The 17,081-nt window shown below is 67.2% G+C and carries 20 protein-coding genes and 1 riboswitch; of the genes, 7 read left to right on the top strand and 13 right to left on the bottom strand.

Annotation, left to right across the window (positions count from 1 at the left end; translation table 11 throughout):
- Positions 1-6: 6 nt before the first annotated feature.
- From ACZ46K_RS12360 to ACZ46K_RS12345, 4 genes are all read right to left on the bottom strand, one after another.
- Complete coding sequence (locus ACZ46K_RS12360) at positions 7-1,128, bottom strand: glutamate--cysteine ligase (protein ID WP_054807385.1); 1,122 nt, start codon at positions 1,126-1,128, stop codon at positions 7-9.
- A gap of 78 nt (positions 1,129-1,206) precedes the next feature.
- Positions 1,207-1,857, bottom strand: a complete 651-nt coding sequence (locus tag ACZ46K_RS12355; RefSeq protein ID WP_464748479.1) for a superoxide dismutase family protein — start codon at positions 1,855-1,857, stop codon at positions 1,207-1,209.
- 98 nt (positions 1,858-1,955) lie between these two features.
- Positions 1,956-2,567, bottom strand: a complete 612-nt coding sequence (locus ACZ46K_RS12350; protein WP_464748477.1) for a LytR C-terminal domain-containing protein — start codon at positions 2,565-2,567, stop codon at positions 1,956-1,958.
- A gap of 31 nt (positions 2,568-2,598) precedes the next feature.
- On the bottom strand, positions 2,599-2,964 hold the full coding sequence (locus ACZ46K_RS12345) for a DUF3263 domain-containing protein (protein WP_464748475.1): 366 nt from the start codon (positions 2,962-2,964) through the stop codon (positions 2,599-2,601).
- Between the two features lie 135 nt (positions 2,965-3,099).
- Here ACZ46K_RS12345 and ACZ46K_RS12340 point away from each other — a divergent pair, with 135 nt between their 5' ends.
- Genes ACZ46K_RS12340 through ACZ46K_RS12330 form a run of 3 tightly spaced genes read left to right on the top strand, consistent with a single transcriptional unit; the run spans position 3,100 to position 5,483 of the window.
- Positions 3,100-3,705 (top strand): peptide deformylase, encoded by a 606-nt coding sequence (locus ACZ46K_RS12340; RefSeq protein WP_054807981.1) that lies wholly within the window; start codon positions 3,100-3,102, stop codon positions 3,703-3,705.
- A complete protein-coding gene (locus tag ACZ46K_RS12335) occupies positions 3,695-4,660 on the top strand; it encodes an N-acetylglutamate synthase, CG3035 family (protein ID WP_464748473.1) in 966 nt (321 codons plus the stop codon). Before ACZ46K_RS12340 ends, ACZ46K_RS12335 begins: the two co-directional genes overlap by 11 nt.
- Positions 4,661-4,679: 19 nt before the next feature.
- Entirely contained in the window at positions 4,680-5,483 is an 804-nt protein-coding gene (locus ACZ46K_RS12330) for an exodeoxyribonuclease III (RefSeq protein ID WP_054807090.1), read from the top strand.
- Here ACZ46K_RS12330 and ACZ46K_RS12325 read toward each other — a convergent pair.
- Both ACZ46K_RS12325 and ACZ46K_RS12320 read right to left on the bottom strand, forming a co-directional pair.
- Entirely contained in the window at positions 5,450-6,109 is a 660-nt protein-coding gene (locus tag ACZ46K_RS12325; protein WP_054807086.1) for a hypothetical protein, read from the bottom strand. The two genes, ACZ46K_RS12330 and ACZ46K_RS12325, sit on opposite strands and share 34 nt — an antisense overlap.
- Positions 6,110-6,203: 94 nt before the next feature.
- On the bottom strand, positions 6,204-6,548 hold the full coding sequence (locus ACZ46K_RS12320; protein WP_054807089.1) for a GNAT family N-acetyltransferase: 345 nt from the start codon (positions 6,546-6,548) through the stop codon (positions 6,204-6,206).
- Positions 6,549-6,686: 138 nt separating this feature from the next.
- On the opposite strand from ACZ46K_RS12320, the gene thiD reads away from it, so the two are divergent.
- Positions 6,687-7,535: a bifunctional hydroxymethylpyrimidine kinase/phosphomethylpyrimidine kinase gene (thiD, locus tag ACZ46K_RS12315; RefSeq protein ID WP_054807088.1), complete on the top strand. Its 849-nt coding sequence runs from the start codon at positions 6,687-6,689 to the stop codon at positions 7,533-7,535.
- Between the two features lie 13 nt (positions 7,536-7,548).
- Here the strand turns inward: thiD and ACZ46K_RS12310 are convergent, their stop codons facing one another.
- The 6 genes from ACZ46K_RS12310 to thiO form a co-directional block, all read right to left on the bottom strand.
- Positions 7,549-9,015: a M28 family peptidase gene (locus ACZ46K_RS12310; RefSeq protein WP_464748471.1), complete on the bottom strand. Its 1,467-nt coding sequence runs from the start codon at positions 9,013-9,015 to the stop codon at positions 7,549-7,551.
- A 27-nt stretch (positions 9,016-9,042) separates the two neighbouring features.
- On the bottom strand, positions 9,043-9,822 hold the full coding sequence (locus ACZ46K_RS12305; protein ID WP_054807085.1) for an ABC transporter permease: 780 nt from the start codon (positions 9,820-9,822) through the stop codon (positions 9,043-9,045).
- Entirely contained in the window at positions 9,822-10,751 is a 930-nt protein-coding gene (locus tag ACZ46K_RS12300; protein WP_464748469.1) for an ABC transporter ATP-binding protein, read from the bottom strand. The genes ACZ46K_RS12305 and ACZ46K_RS12300 overlap by 1 nt, the downstream gene beginning before the upstream one ends.
- Positions 10,752-10,809: 58 nt before the next feature.
- Positions 10,810-11,607, bottom strand: coding sequence for a thiazole synthase (thiG, locus tag ACZ46K_RS12295; protein WP_054807084.1), 798 nt, complete (start codon positions 11,605-11,607; stop codon positions 10,810-10,812).
- Entirely contained in the window at positions 11,600-11,815 is a 216-nt protein-coding gene (gene thiS, locus ACZ46K_RS12290) for a sulfur carrier protein ThiS (RefSeq protein ID WP_464748467.1), read from the bottom strand. Before thiS ends, thiG begins: the two co-directional genes overlap by 8 nt.
- Positions 11,812-12,876, bottom strand: a complete 1,065-nt coding sequence (thiO, locus tag ACZ46K_RS12285) for a glycine oxidase ThiO (RefSeq protein ID WP_464748465.1) — start codon at positions 12,874-12,876, stop codon at positions 11,812-11,814. The genes thiS and thiO overlap by 4 nt, the downstream gene beginning before the upstream one ends.
- A riboswitch (TPP riboswitch) is annotated at positions 12,872-12,986 on the bottom strand. It overlaps the preceding gene by 5 nt.
- A gap of 26 nt (positions 12,987-13,012) precedes the next feature.
- Here thiO and thiE point away from each other — a divergent pair.
- Positions 13,013-13,714 carry a thiamine phosphate synthase gene (gene thiE / locus ACZ46K_RS12280; RefSeq protein ID WP_464748463.1) on the top strand — a complete coding sequence of 234 codons (702 nt, stop codon included), beginning with the start codon at positions 13,013-13,015 and terminating at the stop codon, positions 13,712-13,714.
- A 2-nt stretch (positions 13,715-13,716) separates the two neighbouring features.
- Here the strand turns inward: thiE and ACZ46K_RS12275 are convergent, their stop codons facing one another.
- Entirely contained in the window at positions 13,717-14,583 is an 867-nt protein-coding gene (locus tag ACZ46K_RS12275) for an NUDIX hydrolase (RefSeq protein ID WP_464748462.1), read from the bottom strand.
- 173 nt (positions 14,584-14,756) lie between these two features.
- Between ACZ46K_RS12275 and ACZ46K_RS12270 the strand changes: the two genes are divergently transcribed.
- The gene (locus tag ACZ46K_RS12270) at positions 14,757-16,109 is read left to right on the top strand and encodes a hypothetical protein (RefSeq protein ID WP_464748460.1); all 1,353 of its coding nucleotides are present in this window, start codon (positions 14,757-14,759) and stop codon (positions 16,107-16,109) included.
- Positions 16,106-17,080, top strand: coding sequence for a glutamate ABC transporter substrate-binding protein (locus tag ACZ46K_RS12265; protein ID WP_464748458.1), 975 nt, complete (start codon positions 16,106-16,108; stop codon positions 17,078-17,080). Before ACZ46K_RS12270 ends, ACZ46K_RS12265 begins: the two co-directional genes overlap by 4 nt.
- Position 17,081: the final 1 nt, after the last annotated feature.

The following is a 17,081-nucleotide window of genomic DNA, read 5'->3' as shown; positions in this document are numbered from 1 at the left end:
CCGGTCTCAGCCGCGTAGTTCCTCGACCAGCGAATCGACGACTGCAATCAGGTTTCCACCGGACTGCTCCGCGGCTCGTCGCTGCCGCTGGTACGACGCTCCCCGAACCGGGATGTCTGCCACGGCAGCAAGTTCGTCGGCGCACCCGAGCCGCACCGCGGTCGGGGTGAGTTGTTCGAGCAGGTCGTGGAGATCGTCGGTCACCAAACGTTCGTGACATGCGGGGTCGAGAATCACTTCGGCATCGAGCCCGTAGCGGGCCGCCCGCCACTTGTTCTCCTTGACGTGCCACGGCTGGAGCGTCGGCAGTTCTTCCCCGCGGTCGAGGCATTCGTCGTAGTAGACGACGAGGCAGTGGACGAGCGCGACGAGCGCTGCGAGTTCGGTCACGTTGGTGATGCCGTCGAAGACCCGGACTTCCAATGTGCCCCACTTGGGTGCGGGCCGGATATCCCAGTGCATCCCACCGGGTTTGCTGATGACACCGGATCTGAGCTGATCTTCGATGAACCGGGTGTACTGCTCCCAGTCTGCGAAGTGGTACGGAAGGCCCGCGGTGGGCAACTGCTGGAACATGAGCGCCCGGTTGCTCGCATACCCGGTATCGAGCCCCGCCCAGATCGGCGACGATGCCGACAACGCCAGCATGTGGGGATATTTGACGAGCAGCGCGTTGAGGATCGGAATCACCTTGCGCGAGGACGACACCCCGACGTGCACGTGCACTCCCCAGATGAGCATCTGTCGACCCCACCATCGGGTGCGTTCGATCATCTCGTCGTATTCGGGTGATTGGGTGACCACCTGGTCGGTCCACTGGGCGAACGGGTGCGTTCCTGCGCACATCAGATCGACGCCGAGCGGATCGGCTGCGCGACGCAGCAGACCCAACGATTCCTTCAGGTCGTCGACGGCCTCACCGACGGTGTCGTGCACATCGGTGACCAGTTCGACGGTGTTGCGCAGAAATTCCTTGGTCAGACGCGGTGTCTCGCCCGGGAGCTCCCCGACCGCATCGAAGACGACCGCTGCGGTGTTGGACAATTCGCGGGTGGTCTTGTCGACCAGCGCGATCTCCCATTCCACACCGAGTGTCGGGCGCGGAGAACCCGGAAATTCGACAACCACCACTCGATCCAACCATAGGGCCCGCCCGACCGAGTGCCGGTCGGGCGGGCCCTGTGAGCGGAATTACTGGTGGTGCACTCAGCCCACGACGCCGCAGGCGAGACGCTCGCCGGCGTTGTCCTGATGCACGACCACCGAGGTGCCCCGGTCGCCCTGGAGATCCTCGAGGGTGAACTCGGTGGTGGTGACCGTCGCGGTTGCGGAGCCGTCCTCGTGGACGACGACGGAGATCAGGTCGCCGCTCTCCGGTACAGCGGTGTGGCCGGGAGCCTGCAGGTGGCCACCGGCCGACAGGAATGCACCGGGTGCGCCACCGGCCGGAGGCGCGGACTCGGGCTCGCACACGCCGAACTCGTGGACGTGGACGCCGTGATATCCGGGCTCGAGGCCCTCGACCTCGAGAGTCACCTCTACGTTGCCGTCGTGCTCGGCGAAGGTGGCGGTGCCGGCGGAGTCACCCGCGGCGTTCTTGAGGTCTGCGGTGAGCGATGCGCCGGACGTCGCCGCGCCGTCGCCGTCGGAGGCGTTGGCCTCGGCCTCACTGCCGTGCGAATCACTGCCGTGCGATTCGCCTTCCGGCGCAGGCGACCCCGTCCACACCGGCGGCGTGGTGCCCGGCACGCTGGTGGCTTCCTCGCTGTTCGAGCATGCGCTCAGGCCCACCGCGGCGATCGCGACGATCGGGGCAAGGGCACGCCAGGTCATGCGACGAGTGGAACTGGGGGCCATCAAACCGCTCCTTCGAAGTACCGAAAAGTCACCTGATCATAGCCGGGCCCGTTTTGCGTGCCCTGTCGTGATGGCCATGTCGTCCGTCTCGGCCGGTTTCACGGCTCCGCGACGATGACGATCACACCCGGCGCCGAATCGGCGATCCCCTCGAAACGCGGCTGCGCGGTGACTCCGAGGGCGTCGGCCACGGACTCCGCGGTTTCCTGCTCGCCGGAGGCGGTGCCGTAGTACACGGAGGTCTGCGCCAGGAGACCTTCGCTGTAGTTCCCGGTCTCGGCGATCATGAAGCCTTCGTCTTCGAGAAGAGTGGCGGTCTGCGAGGCGAGTCCGGCGATGTTGCTGTTGTTGTAGACGCGCACGCTCGCCGAGGAAGCGGATGCGCCCGACCCCCCGGCGTCGGCTGCCCCTGTACCGAGGGCCGATCCCGACGAGGCCGCCGACGGTGTCGGCGTCGATGCCGCGCCTGCAGCCCCGGCCGTCGAGGCGGGGGGCCTGGCTGTCGCGGGTGCCGGAGCAGCCGCGGAGGTGGCCTCGGTGGTCGTGGCTGCTGTCGACGCTGCGTCCTCGTCCGAACCGCCGAGTGATGCGAATCCGAGCCCGGCGAAGAGGATCGCCAGGGAGATCAGCAGCATCGCAAGGGCTCGTAGCGGTAACCCGGAGGATCCCCGGTTCGCGTTCTCAGCGGTTCTGCTCACGCACTCGACCATAGTTGCCCGATCGGCCGACGAGCGTCGCGCGCTAGCGTGTCGTCTCGAATCCGAGCCGACGAGCTGCGCGCGCCTTCTGCCGGCTGGAGCGCAATCGACGTAGTCGTTTGACGAGCATCGGGTCGGCGGCAAGGGCTTCCGGACGGTCGATCAGGGCGTTGAGCACCTGGTAGTAGCGGGTTGCGGACAACCCGAACAACTCCTTGATCGCTTCTTCTTTTGCGCCGGCGTACTTCCACCACTGGCGCTCGAACGCCAGGACGTCGTGCTCACGGCGGCTCAGGCCGTGCTCGCCGATATCGTTCGGGCTCCCGTTATCGATCGCACCGTTTTCGGCGCCCGGACGCGGATCTTCCGCGTCGGATGGGTTCGTACCGTGCGCTGCTGCGCCGTCCATCTCGCTCCTCGACTGCTTCGAATCACACCGCAACGACAATGACACCTGTGTGTTTCCGCGAGTAATTCAATCACGGGGGTGCGACACACACGGGGCGGACGAACGGATGAATCGCGCGCATTATCCTGGTTCACCATGGCCATCCTTCCCATCGTCATCACCGGCGACCCTGTTCTGCACAATCCCACCGAACCGGTGACCGAAACGCCCGCGGAACTCGCGCAATTGATCGCCGACATGTACGAGACGATGGACGTCGCGAACGGCGTCGGCCTCGCGGCGAACCAGGTCGGGCTCGCCAAGCGGCTGTTCGTCTACGACTGCCCCGACCGCGACGAGTCAGGCAAGGTGATCCGCCGGCGCGGCGCCGTGATCAATCCGGTGCTCGAGACCTCCGAGATCCCGGAGACCATGCCCGACCCGGAGGACGACCTCGAGGGGTGTCTGTCGGTTCCGGGTGAGAACTTCCCCACCGGGCGCGCCGACTGGGCGAAGGTCACCGGCACCGACGAGAACGGCGATCCCGTCGAGGTCGAGGGACACGGATTCTTCGCCCGGATGCTGCAGCACGAGGTCGGCCACCTCGACGGTTTCCTGTACGTCGACGTCCTGATCGGGCGCAACGCGCGCGCCGCGAAGAAGACGATCAAGCGCGCCGGCTGGGGTGTGCCCGGCCTGACGTGGCTGCCGGGGAGCGTCGACGATCCGTTCGGTCACGACGATGACGAAGATGACGACTGACAGCCAGGCCGCGATTCCGCTCGGCACGCGGGTCGTCGTCCGGTATCGCCTGCCCGCGGGGTACAGCCATCCGATGACCGATGTCATCGGCGAACTGGTGTCGATGGACCCGGTGGTCGTCGTGCGTACCGCAGAGAAGAAGCTCGTCCAGGTGGCTCCGAACAGCGTCGTCGCGCTCAAGGCACTGTCCGCACGCCCGATCCGCACCGCCGAGATCCGCTCGCTCGAACACGCCGCGGCCGCCGGGTGGCCTGGTCTCGAGCAGGCCTGGATCGACGGCTGGTTCCTCCGCGCCGGTGGCGGATTCACCGGGCGGGCGAATTCCGCGACACCACTCGGACCACGCGGCACTGTCGCCGATCCCGACGATCCCGACGTGCGGGCGCGGTTGCGTGGATGGTTCGCCGACCGTGGGCTGCCGCTTCGGTTGCTGCTCCCCGACCGACTCGCTCCGACCCCGGAGGGCTGGGTCTCCAGCGGCGGCCCGGTCCAGGTGATGGCAGCCGATCTCGACAACGTTCCACTTCCTCCGGGTCTCGGCCCGGTGGCGGTATCTCCCGAGCCCGACGCCGACTGGCTGGGGCTCTACCGCGGCGGCACCCTCCCCGAGGTCGCGGGTACGGTTCTCGGCGCGGTCGTCGCGGGCACGCTCGGCTTCGGTCGCATCGGCGCACCAGGGGCACCGCCGGTCGCGATCGGTCGGGCTGCGATCACCGACGCTCCCGACGGCCGGCGCTGGGTCGGCCTGGCCGCGATCGAAGTCGCTCCCGAGCACCGCAGGCAGGGTGTCGGTAGCCTGCTGAGTGGGTCGCTGCTGGGGTGGGGCCGCGAACTCGGCGCCACCCACGCCTACGTCCAGATCGAGGCAGGTAACACCGCCTCACGCGCACTGTATTCAGGGTTGGGTTTCGTTGATCACCACCGCTACGGGTACGTGACGGAACCCGTCGGATAGGTCGCCTACAGTGGGTGCCGTGCGCCTCGCTACCTGGAATGTGAACTCAGTCCGTGCCCGTACCGATCGGATCGTGGATTGGCTGCAGCGAACCGACACCGACGTGCTCGCGATGCAGGAGACCAAGTGCAAGGACGAGCAGTTCCCGTTCGCCCGGTTCGAGGAACTGGGCTACCAGGTGGCGCATGTCGGCCTGAGCCAGTGGAACGGCGTCGCGATCGTCTCCCGTGTGGGGCTCGACGATGTGCAGATCGGTTTCGAGGATCAGCCCGGGTTCTCGAAAGACCCCGAGGTCTCCCCTGTGCGTGAGGCACGCGCGATCGGTGCCACCTGCGGCGGTGTCCGGGTGTGGAGCCTGTACGTGCCCAACGGCCGCGAACTCACCGATCCTCATTACACGTACAAGCTCGATTGGCTCGCGAAACTGCGCGCCGACGCGCAGGGCTGGCTCTCCGCGACCCCCGACCTACCGATCGCCCTCGTCGGCGACTGGAACGTCGCGCCCACCGACGAGGATGTGTGGGATCCCTCGTTCTTCGAAGGCAAGACCCACACGTCGCAGCCCGAGCGCGACGCATTCTCGGCGTTCACCGAGGCCGGGTTCGTCGACGTCGTCCGACCGCACGCTCCCGGTCCCGGCGTGTACACGTATTGGGATTACACCCAGTTGCGCTTCCCGAAGAAGCAGGGCATGCGCATCGATTTCGCCCTCGGGTCGCCGACACTGTCGACGAGGGTCACATCCGCGTCGATCGACCGCGACGAGCGCAAAGGCAAGGGCGCGAGCGATCACGCACCGGTGATCGTCGACCTCGCGGAGTAGTCCGGGGCGTCGGCGGGGTTCACGTTCCCGGCCTGGTCCGGTTTCACGAGTTCGTACGCGACCCACACGCAGCCGATCAGCACGAGGACGCCGTGCGCGATCCGCAGTGTCGGCGACACGAAGAACTGCGGGATGTACAGGAGGTATCCGGCCGCCAAGATGCCTGCCGGAAGCACCGGGGTCCACCGTGCACGTACCGCCGACACGAGCACGACGATCACCCCGACGGCGACGAGCAGAAGCCCCACCCCGAACGCGATCATCGCCGCTGTTCCGGTTCGAATCAGTTCGGCAAGCTCGAGCGCAGTCTCACCGTCGACGGCGGTGAGCTCGTGCAGCGCGAAGGTCTCGGCGCCGAAGTACAGCAGAGTCAGAGCGCTACCGACCCCGATCGCCGTGGTCGCGAGCGGGGCAATGCGCAATTCCGCGAAGGCGAATGCCGTCAGGATGAATGCGGCGGCACCAGCGAGATGCGCGACCGTCCACCAGATCGAGCCGAACTGTTCGAGGGTGTCTGCACCACCGCCGGGTGCGAACGGCCGGGTGAGCGGGAAGAGCGCGAACAGAATTCCTGCCGCCGCCAGAAGTGCCGCGGCGGTACGTCGTCGGGGATTGTCGTGGTTCATGCCGAAACCTCCATAGAGTGAGCACCGATCACTTTCGAGATCAGTGTTCACTCTATGACGCCATCAAGCAAGAGCAGCGCTCACATTTGCCGACTCAGACCCGTCGCACAGGCTCGATCGGCACGATCACATCGCGATAGCCGGGATTCGACGTGAGATACCGCTGCACATACGTACACACCGGCCGCACCCGCCAGCCCCGCCTCCGCGCAATATCGAGCGAACCGCCGACCAGAATGCCGGCAAGGCCCCGGTGACCGAAGTCTTCGACGATCACGGTGTGCAGGAAGTCGACAACGGGCCGACCCCTGCCCGGCACGCCCGCCGGATGCTCGGAATCGAAATACCCGAGAATGCCCACGAGGTCGCCATTGAGACGCAACTCGAATCGATTCTGATCGGCATTGTCGGACACCTCCGCCGTCGACAAGTTGATCATGCACGCCTCCCCGAACTTCACTTCCAGTGTGACGCACGCCACTATAGAGCACTTGCGTGTGGCGCTGGGTCTGGCACTCCCTTCGAGAGAGTGCTGACACCGACAGCTGCGCGAACGACGACCGGTAGGGTCACCTCCGTGCAGCTGCTTCCCCTGGCCGGCCAAGGCCACACCCCCATTCGTGTGCTCACCATCGCCGGCACGGACTCCGGCGGAGGCGCGGGCATCCAGGCCGACTCGCGCACGATGGCGATGTGCGGTGTCCATGCTTGCGTTGCGGTTGCCGCGGTAACCGTGCAGAACTCGGTCGGGGTGAGCGGCTTCCATGAGATCCCACCGGAAACGGTGGCAGCCCAGGTGCGATGCGTCGTCGACGACATCGGGGTGTCCGCGACCAAGACGGGGATGCTCGCGTCGACAGAGATCATCGAAGCGGTCGCCGCAGTGTGCTCGGAAGTCGGCATCGGCCGCGACACCGACGTCCCACTCGTCGTGGACCCCGTGTGCGCGTCGATGCACGGCGATCCCCTCCTGCACGCAAGTGCACTCGAGGCCGTTCGCTCGGCGCTGATCCCACTGGCGACCGTCGTCACTCCCAACCTCGACGAGATCCGACTCATCACCGGTATCGACGTGGTCGACGACCGCACCGCCAGACACGCCGCGGAAGCACTGCACGCGCTCGGCGCACAGTGGTCGATCGTCAAGGGTGGTCACCTCCGCACCTCGGAGTCGAGCACCGATCTGCTGTTCGACGGCGACCGGTTCCTCGAGTTCCCGAGCCCGCGCCTCGCCACGGGCAACGACCACGGTGGCGGCGACACGCTCGCCGCGGCGATCGCATCGGCGCTCGCCCACGGCAGGTCGGTGCCGGACGCGGTGGCGTTCGCGAAGGAATGGGTGACGAAGTGCCTCGAATGGTCGTACGACCTCGGCCACGGGCACGGGCCGGTCAACCCACTGTGGCGACTCCACGAACAGCCCTGACAGAACAGCCCGACTACTCCGTGAACGCAGCCCGCGCCTCGGTGCGCGCTGCCCCGCTCGGGACTCCGTCCGGACCGTCGAGCGAGCCTGCGTAGACCGCGGTGCTGTAGGCGACGGACGCCGCGGCGAGCGCGAGGGCGTCGCGGTCGATGTTGTCCACCGTATCGGCCGGCTGGTGATAGTTCGGGTCGTAGTCCTCGTCGGCGGTGCCGCCCCACTTGTCGGCCTCTTCCGGGGACTTCACTTCGTCGGCGCCGGTGAACGTCCCACCGGCAGGGATTCCGACTGCCATGAACGGACCGTAATCGGAGCGACCGTCGAAATCGGTGTCGCCGGCATCGATCCCGCGCTCGGCGAAGAATCCGGAGATGGTGCGCTCGATGCCGGCTGACCCCTCTGGTCCCGGTCCGGCACCGTGCGCGTCGGAGTCGTCGCCGTCGAGGAGGAGATAACCGGGGTTCGGGGAGCCGATCATGTCGAAGTTCAGGTAGAGGGCGATCGCGTCGCGCTCCTCGGGGGACAACGACGCAACGTACTCGCTCGATCCCACGAGCCCGATCTCCTCGGCGCCCCAGAACGCGAACCGCACGGCGTTGGTGATGCCGGGTTCGGCGCCGAGCTGCAGTGCGGTCTCGAGAACTGCCGCGACACCGCTGCCGTTGTCGTTGATCCCCGGACCTTCGGGCACGCTGTCGAGATGTGCACCGACGACCACCACATCGTCGGTCGAGCCCGTGGCGGTCTGCGCGATGACGTTGCGGGAGCGCTGCGTCTCGGTCTTCGTGTCGAGGACGAGGTCCACCGATGGCGCGGCCGCAACCCGCGCACCGTCTGCCAGGCCGATCCCACCGACGGGGATGCGTCGCTCCACGGTCTCGTCGAGCGTCGCACCGGCGAGCGGACCGTCCTCGGTGTTCACGACGAGCAGCGCCGCCGCACCCGCATCGGCGGCGAGCGTCTCTTTCGTCGAGAAGGTGCACACGCCACGGTCGACCGCCACGACCGCTCCCGCAACGTCGAGCCCGTCGTAGTCGGTGGCCTCGCATCCTGGGCTGTCGTCGGTGGGCACCCGCACGACGGGTGCGGTCAGCCCCTCGGGTCCGGTGGTGGGCGACAGGCCCAGTGCCCGCACGTCGAGGGGTTGTCCGTCGATCTCGAGGGTTTGGTCTTCGACCTCGAACGTGGTGGCGTCGAATTCAGGTGTCCGAACGTCGAATCCGGCATCGCGCAATGCGCCGGCGACGTAGTCGACGCTCGCGTCGTAACCCGCGGTGCCGAGCGCACGGGTGCTGTCGTGCTCGGTCGCGATACGTTCGAATTCGGTGAGGTGCCCCATCAGAGCATCGATCTGCACGCTGTCGGCGAGCGCGGCCGGATCGACGGGCGCCGCGTCCGTGCCATCACCGTCCGCGCAGCCTGCGATCACCACGGTTGCCACCACGAACATAGCGGCGCGGCGGCCGATCACCGTGTCGATCATTGCCCGAGCGTACTGTCCCGGCACGGTTCAGGCGTCGCGTTTACCGACCACCGCCAGCGACACCCCGAACACGATCGCCGTGAACAACGCGAAGTACAGCAGCGAACCCCACGGTCCCCAATGGAAGTCGACGCCCTGTTCCATACCGAGGAAGTTGTTGATGTTGGCGAACGGCAGGAAGGGCTGAATTTCACGACCGACCCGGCCGAACAACGAGAACAACGATTCGATGAGCAGCGGCCACAGCAGCAGCAATGCGATCGTGCCGGCCGACTGGCGCAGTAGTGTCCCTACGCCCACAGCGAGGAACACCGCCAGGAACGCGTAGAACGGAATGCCGTAGATCGCGCGCCACGTGTCACCCTCGAGCACGAGATCGCGTCCCGCCTCCGAACCTGCGAGCGCCTTCGCGACATACACGGCGATCAGACCCACCACGCCGGTGAGCACAGCGCCGATCACACCGATCAGCACCGATTTCACGGTCAGCACGAGAGAGCGGTTGGGATTCGCGATGAAGGTGGTACGGATGACGCCGAAGCGATACTCGCTCGTCACCGACAGCGCCGCGAGGATCATCAGGACCATGATGCCGAATCCCGTGACACCGGTGGCGGCGATGTCGGGGGTCAGATAGAAGCGGGCGGTCTCGTCGTCGAGCGACATGGAACTGCGGGCCACTGCACCCATCATCGCGGCGAAACCGATGCCCAGGGCGACGATCACCGCCAGGCACCAGAACGGAGACTGCACCGATGTGAGTTTGATGCGTTCCGCGCGCAAGGTGTCCACTGCTGGTGATGCCATCACAGGCTGCCCTTCATCACGTCGTCGAAACCGGTGCCGTGGAACTCCACGTCGCCTCCGGTCAGTTTCATGAACGCATCCTCGAGGGACGCCTGGCGGCTCGCCAGCTCGTGCAGGACGATCGAGCGTGCCGCGGCGAGCTCGCCGATCTCTGCGGCGCCGGCGCCCGACACGTGCAACGCCCCGTCCTGGTCGACCACGGTGTGTCCTCGTTCGGTGAGTGCGATGCGCAGGTCGTCGAGTTGCGGGCTGCGGACGACCACGAGGGATTCCGACGCGCGATCGACGAAGTCCTTGACCGAAGTGTCGGCGATGAGCTTGCCTCGCCCGATCACGATGAGGTGATCGGCGGTCTGGGCCATCTCCGACAACAGGTGACTCGACACGAGCACCGTGCGGCCCTCCGCAGCCAGGGCCTGCATGAATCGGCGGATCCACACGATGCCCTCTGGATCGAGGCCGTTGACAGGTTCGTCGAACAACAGCACCTTCGGGTCGCCGAGCAGCGCACCCGCCAGGCCGAGACGCTGCGACATGCCGAGCGAGAAACCGCCGGCACGTTTGCCTGCGACCTCGGTCAAGCCGACCTGACGCAACACTTCGTCGACGCGGGAGCCGGGCAATCCGTTGGAGGCGGCCAACCACCGCAGGTGGGCGCGCGCCGATCGGTTCGGATGAACCCACTTCGCGTCGAGTAGCGCGCCGACGGTCTGCAGCGGCCGGGTCAGTTCCCGATACTGCTTACCCTCGATGAGCGCGGTACCCGATGTCGGACGGTCCAACCCCAGGATCATGCGCATCGTCGTCGACTTTCCTGCCCCGTTGGGGCCGAGGAATCCGGTGACGATGCCCGGTGGGACGGTGAACGTCACGTTGTCGACGGCAGTGGTTGAACCGAAGGTCTTGGTCAGTCCGGTCACTTCGATCATGGTCCACAGACTGCCGTAAATCCGGCCGGAGCGCAGCACCACGACCGTGACCAGGGCGTCAGGGTTCCATGGGCGACGATGCCTGGGCCCAGAAGCGTTTGGGGATGCGCCCGGCATGCCGAGCACGGAACCCTGCTTCGACCGCGTGTCGCATGGCCGACGCCATCAGCGCCGGGTCCTTCGCGCGGGTGACGGCGGTGGCGAGCAGCACGGCGTCACAGCCCAGTTCCATGGCGAGCGCGGCGTCCGAAGCAGTACCGATTCCGGCGTCGAGAATCACGGGGACCCCCGCGGATTCGACGATCATCTCGATGTGGTGCGGATTGGCGATGCCCAGCCCCGTCCCGATCGGCGACCCGAGCGGCATCACCGCGACACACCCGACGTCCTCGAGGCGTCGCGCGAGTACCGGATCATCAGTGGTGTACGGCAGGACGTTGAAACCGTCGTCGACGAGTTGTTCTGCAGCAGAAACCAATTCGATGGCGTCTGGCAGTAGCGTGCGTTCGTCGGCGATGACCTCGAGCTTGACCCACTCCGTGTCGAGCGCTTCCCGGCCCAGCTGCGCGGTGAGCACGGCCTCCTTCGCGCCGCGGCACCCGGCAGTGTTCGGCAACGGTAGGATTCCGAGTCTGCGCAACAGATCCAGCACACCCGTGCCCGAGGTCGCGTCGACCCGGCGCATCGCCACGGTGGTCAGCTCGGTGCCCGAGGCGACAAGCGCTTCCTCGAGCACCGCCAGATTCGCGGCACCGCCGGTGCCGGTGATCAACCGGGACGAGAAGGAGCGTCCCGCGATGATCAGCGGCGGCAGGTCGTGTCCGGGGTCCACCGATCCGGTTGCCTGCTCAGCCACCCTGCACCGCCGTGAGGATCTCGATCTGCGCGCCCTTGCCGAGTTTCTCGGCCCAGCGGCCACGCGGAAGCAGCACACCGTCGGCTGCGACGGCGATGCCCTTCTCCGGCAGACCCATCTCGACCAAGAGTTCCGTCATGGTCGGCGCCTCGGCGAAGTACTTCTCCTCGCCGTTTACGGTGATACCGACCGAAATCTGACTGGTCATCGCACACTCTCTTTCACGAATCGTCGGGGATCTGCATGTGTCGCTTCGGGGAGCGGATCGTCGGCGAGCTCGGCGAGGACCGCATCGACGGTGACGGCGGTGAGCAGGACCCCGTTGCGTCCGTGCCCGGTCGCGGCGATCACCCGATCCGACAACCGGCCGATCAACGGCAGATTGTCGGGACTCATCGGGCGTAGACCGGCGCTCGCCTCGCGCAGTTCGTACTCCCCGATCGCGGGGAACAGCATTTCGGCGTCGGCGATCAGGTCGCGCACTCCCGCGACCGTGACCTCGGTATCGCCCGCTTCGTATTGGGTCGCGCCCACGACGAGCCCGTCGGCGCGCGGCACCAGATACGCGGGGCGGCCGTGCACGCTACCGCGCACGGTGTGCTGCGGCGGCGGGGTCGCTCCGGGCCGCACGCGCAGCCGCAGGATCTCACCCTTGACCGGCCGGACCGGAAGGTCCGGCCACAGCTTCGCCGAGGCGGACCCCGCCGCGAGGACGACGCGGTCTTCGTTCAGTTCGTTCAGGTCGCCGACGAATTCGTGGACGAACTGAACACCCGCGGCGACAGCAGCACGGTGTAGGGCCTCGACGAGCTTTCTGTTGTCGACGGACAGTTCGGTGGGGGCGAGCAGGCCGAGCCTGATCCTCGGACCGAGCGATGGTTCGAGATCGCGGATCTCTGCCCGCGTGAGGATCCGCATCTCATGGCCCTGCTCCCCCACCCACGACGCGATCGTGCGCAGGTCGGCGGCGTCCGCGGCATCCAGTGCGACGGTCAGTGACGCACCCGCTGTGAAGACATCCACGCCGGTCTCATGTTCGAGGGCGTGCGCGAACTCCGGCCAGCGCTGCAACGACGCCGCGCCGAGCCCGAGGACGTGTTCTTCTCCGGGCCACCCCTCCGATAGCGGCGCGAGCATTCCACCGGCCACCCACGAGGCACCCGCCCCGGGATCGGGGTCGTGGACGGTGACGGCCCACCCCGCACGGGCCGCACGCCAGGCGACGGACAGACCGATAACACCGCCACCGATGACAGCTACTGTCGACACGACATCCACCTCACTCCCTGCGCCGGCATGATCCGGTTCAGGTCATAACGGTCAGGGCCGGCAGGCCCCCTCTCAGCCCCGCGATCCCCGGGACTCCCGTGTTGTCACTTTCGAGGTAGAGGCTACCGTCTTGTCCGTGACGACCTACCGGACCACCTACCGCGGCAACCATCCCGACCCCCGTGGACGCCTCGCGACCGCGCGGTTGTACCTGTGCACCGATGCTCGTCGCGACACCCGCGACCTCGCCCGGTTCATCGAGGAAGCCCTGGTCGGCGGCGTCGACATCGTGCAGTTGCGCGACAAGGATTCCGCAGGTGAGAAGAAGTTCGGTCGGCTCGAGGCCGGTGAGGAACTCGCCGCACTCGAGGTGATCGCCGATGCGTGCGCACGCCACGGTGCGCTGCTCGCGGTCAACGACCGGGCCGACATCGCGCTCGCCGCCGGCGCCGACATCCTGCACCTCGGGCAGGGCGACCTGCCGGTGAAGCAGGCGCGGCGGATCCTGGGCGACGACGTCGTCATCGGCCGGTCGACGGCCAGCCGCGCGCAGGCCGTCCTCGCCGACGGTGAGGACGGCGTGGACTACTTCGCGTCCGGTCCGGTGTGGGACACCCCGACGAAGCCGGGACGCTCGGCAGCGGGACTCGATGTGATCCGCGAGGTGCACGCATCGCATCCGCAACGACCGTGGTTCGCGATCGGGGGTGTGGATCACGAACGTCTCCCGCAGGTGCTCGACGCAGGCGCGCGGCGCATCGCAGTGGTGCGGGCGATCACGAAGGCCTCCGACCCGCGTGCTGCTGCGGCGGCGCTCAAAGCCGCGCTACCCGCCTGACGCTACAGCCAGCCGAGCACGGTCGACGGGGACAACAAGACGGTGTCCTGAGGTAACCGATCACGCAGACCACGATCGGCGGTGACCATCACGGTCACCGTCGGGTCGAGCGCGGTCGCCGTGGTGGGAACTGTGGTCGCGGCAAGCCGCGCGAGTTCGTCGTCGCCGCTGCCGTCGGCAGTATGCAGGTGGGTGCGTGCATCGTCGACGACTGCGCTGCGCGCCTGACCTTCGAGGACTGCCTCGACCCGCGACACCCACCCGAACGTTCCATCCGGAAGTTCGACGGTGCGCGGGAGCGCGGCCGCGATGTCGGTGAGCAGCGCACCCGTCGCGCCGGGACGGTCGCGCCACCAGCCGGTCGGTCCGGTGGACCCGAGGACGTTCGCGGTGTCGAGCAGCATCCGCACCGGCCGGGTGCGCAGCACCGACCACGCGTCCGCGAATCCCGCGTGCAATGGCATCGATTCCACCTCGGGCTCCGACACCCACCGCAATTCGGTGCTCTCCCCGTTCATAGTGGTGTCGAGCGGTTCGGGAGCGTCGGCGACAACCGTCGTGTAAGTCCACGAGCCGGGAGTACCGGAAGTGATCCGCTCTGCACGCACGGCGACCGAATCGCTGTCGATGCCCGCTTCCTCGTGTGCTTCGCGGATGGCGGCGTCGACAGAGGATTCGTGACTGTCACGTGCCCCGCCGGGCAATGCCCATGTTCCACCCTGGTGGCTCCACGTCGCGCGGAGCTGGAGCAGCACCTCGGGGTATCCGTCGTTCCCGGGCGCACGCAGCAGCAGACCCGCCGCACCGTGCAGACCCCATCGACGTCCTCCGTCCGGCCCTATGGCCCAGCCGTCCCCGTCACCGCGCATAGCGTCCGCCTTCCTCGCCCTCGTCCGTCGCGAGGACACAACGTCCCCATTACGTTGTCGGTTGCCGGGTCTCATGAACTCCGGAGGGACTCCGACAATGCGGACGCCTGCCAATACTGTCTGTCCAACTTATATGCTCGCCACAATCGAGTTTCCTAGGAAGGGGTGGCCACGTGAACGTACGCGTGACCCCTCCGATCGATTCTGTCGGACTCTCTGCCCGGCCGATGGAGGAGGCCGAGGGGCAGGGCGACCGCGTCGACGGACTGCGGGAATTCTTCCACTCGACACCGGCGAAGCTGATCTCGCTCGGGTTGGTGCTCGCTGTCCTGCTGGTGGTCTCGGGTGTGGTGTCGGCCCAGATCGCGAGTAGCCGGAAGTCCACCCACGATCGTCTCCTCGCAACCACCGAACCGCTCGCGAACGCCGCCCAGAATCTGTACAGCGCGCTGTCCATCGCCGATGCGGCTGCCGTCACCGGCTTCATCTCGGGAGGTATCGAGCCCGCCGAGGTGCGCGACCGCTATCTCGAGGCTGTTGCCAAGGCATCCGGGGAACTCGTCGTCGCGGCTGCCGGCCTGGCCGAACAGGACGAACTCGGCGCCGCGAACGTCGCGGCGATCGCACGAATGCTGCCCACGTACACGGGGTTGATCGAGACCGCACGCGCAAACAATCGCACCGGCAACCCGGTCGGTGCCGCCTATCTGGCGGAAGCATCGAATCTGATGCAGACGTCGATGCTTCCGGTGGCCCAAGAGCTGCACACGCAGGGTGTGAAGGCGGTGAATTCGACGCAGCGCGCCGCGGTGGCTCCGCCGTGGGGCGCGATCGGTCTGCTCCTCGTCACCGTCGCAGCGTTGTGCGCCGCCCATGTCCTCGTGAGCCGCAAGACCAGACGCACCTTCAATCCAGGCCTGATTCTCGCGATCGGCGCGACGGGGGTGCTGTTGTGCTGGCTCCTCATCGCCGGGCTGGTGTCGTCGAACGCCACCGAACGCGCCATCGAGCAGGGCGCGGCGCCGCTCTCCGATCTCACCGAAAGCCGCATCCTCGCGCAGCAGTCCCGCACTGTCGAGACGCTGATGCTTGCGCGACGCGACGCCGGCGGCACCTACATCGGGGACTACGACGAGACGATCACGCGTCTCGGCGATCTTCTGGGTGGCTACACCGACGGCGGCACGGTGGAGATCGGTACCGACGCCGTGTCACGGGCAGAAACGGCCCGGCAGGCGTGGGCCCGGTCGCATGCACGGACCGTGTCGGCGCTCGAACGCGGCGATTACACCGCCGCCGCGGTACTGGCAACCGGTCCCGGACCCGACGAGGCGACCGCGCAGTTCGCGCGTCTCGACGCCGCGCTGAGCGAGGGCATCGAGAAGACCCGCGACGAACTTCGCGACAGCGAGTTCCGGGCGTCGCGCACGCTGTCCGGTCTCGCGCCTATGGCGTTGACTCTGATGGTGCTGTCACTGATCGCCGTCATCATCGGATTGTGGCCTCGGCTCCGGGAGTACCAGTGACGACGCGACGCAGGATCACCAGCGGGCTCGCGGCCCTGTGCGCGCTCGCAGCCATCACCACGGGGTGTGCCGCCGACGTGCCACCCGACAACTCGGAGACCGAGATCACGCAGATCGGGCTGCCGATGCCCGAGGGCGCAGACATCGTGGCCTCCCCGACGGAGTTCCCCACATCACCCGATTGCGGCGATCCCACCGCGAGTCTGCGTCCCACCGGCAACGAGACCGGTCCCGCGATCGACGCCATCCGAGCTCGGGGCCGGCTGATCGTCGGGCTCGACACCGGCAGCAACCTGATGAGTTACCGCGACCCGGCGACCGGGCGCATCACCGGATTCGACGTCGAGATCGCCCGGGAGATCGCCCGCGATCTCCTCGGCGACCCCGAGGCCGTCGACTTCCGGATCCTGAACTCCGCTGAACGCGAGCAGGCACTGCAGGACTCGACCGTCGACATCGTCGCGAAGACCATGAGCATCACGTGCGCGCGACGCGAGCACGTGGACTTCTCGACCGTGTATTTCCGAGCCCAACAGCGGGTACTCGTGGTCAAGGACTCCGACATCCGCAGCGCCGCCGACCTCGCGGGGCGCCGTGTGTGCATCGTGACCGGCACGACATCGCTGCCGCGGATGCAACAACTGCAGCCGGCAGCGTCGATCCTTGCCGTTCCGTCGTGGGCCGACTGCCTCGTCGTCCTTCAACAGCGTCAGGTCGACGCGGTGACCACCGACGACACGATCCTCGCCGGGCTCGCCTCGCAGGACCCGTATCTCGAACTCGTCGGGCCGTCTCTGGGGTCCGAGCCGTACGGCATCGGCATCTCACAGAACAGCGATGACCTGGTGCGCGCCGTCAACGGCACCCTCGCGCGAATCCGTGCCGACGGTACGTGGACCGAGTTGTACGACCGGTACCTCACGGTTCTCGGTCCGGCGCCCGCCCCACCGACCCCGACGTACGTCGATTGAG

This window comes from Rhodococcus sp. JCM 9793, from assembly GCF_055380405.1.
The sequence above is the reverse complement of the archived record's forward strand: the minus strand, read 5'-3'. Positions and strand labels throughout refer to the sequence as shown.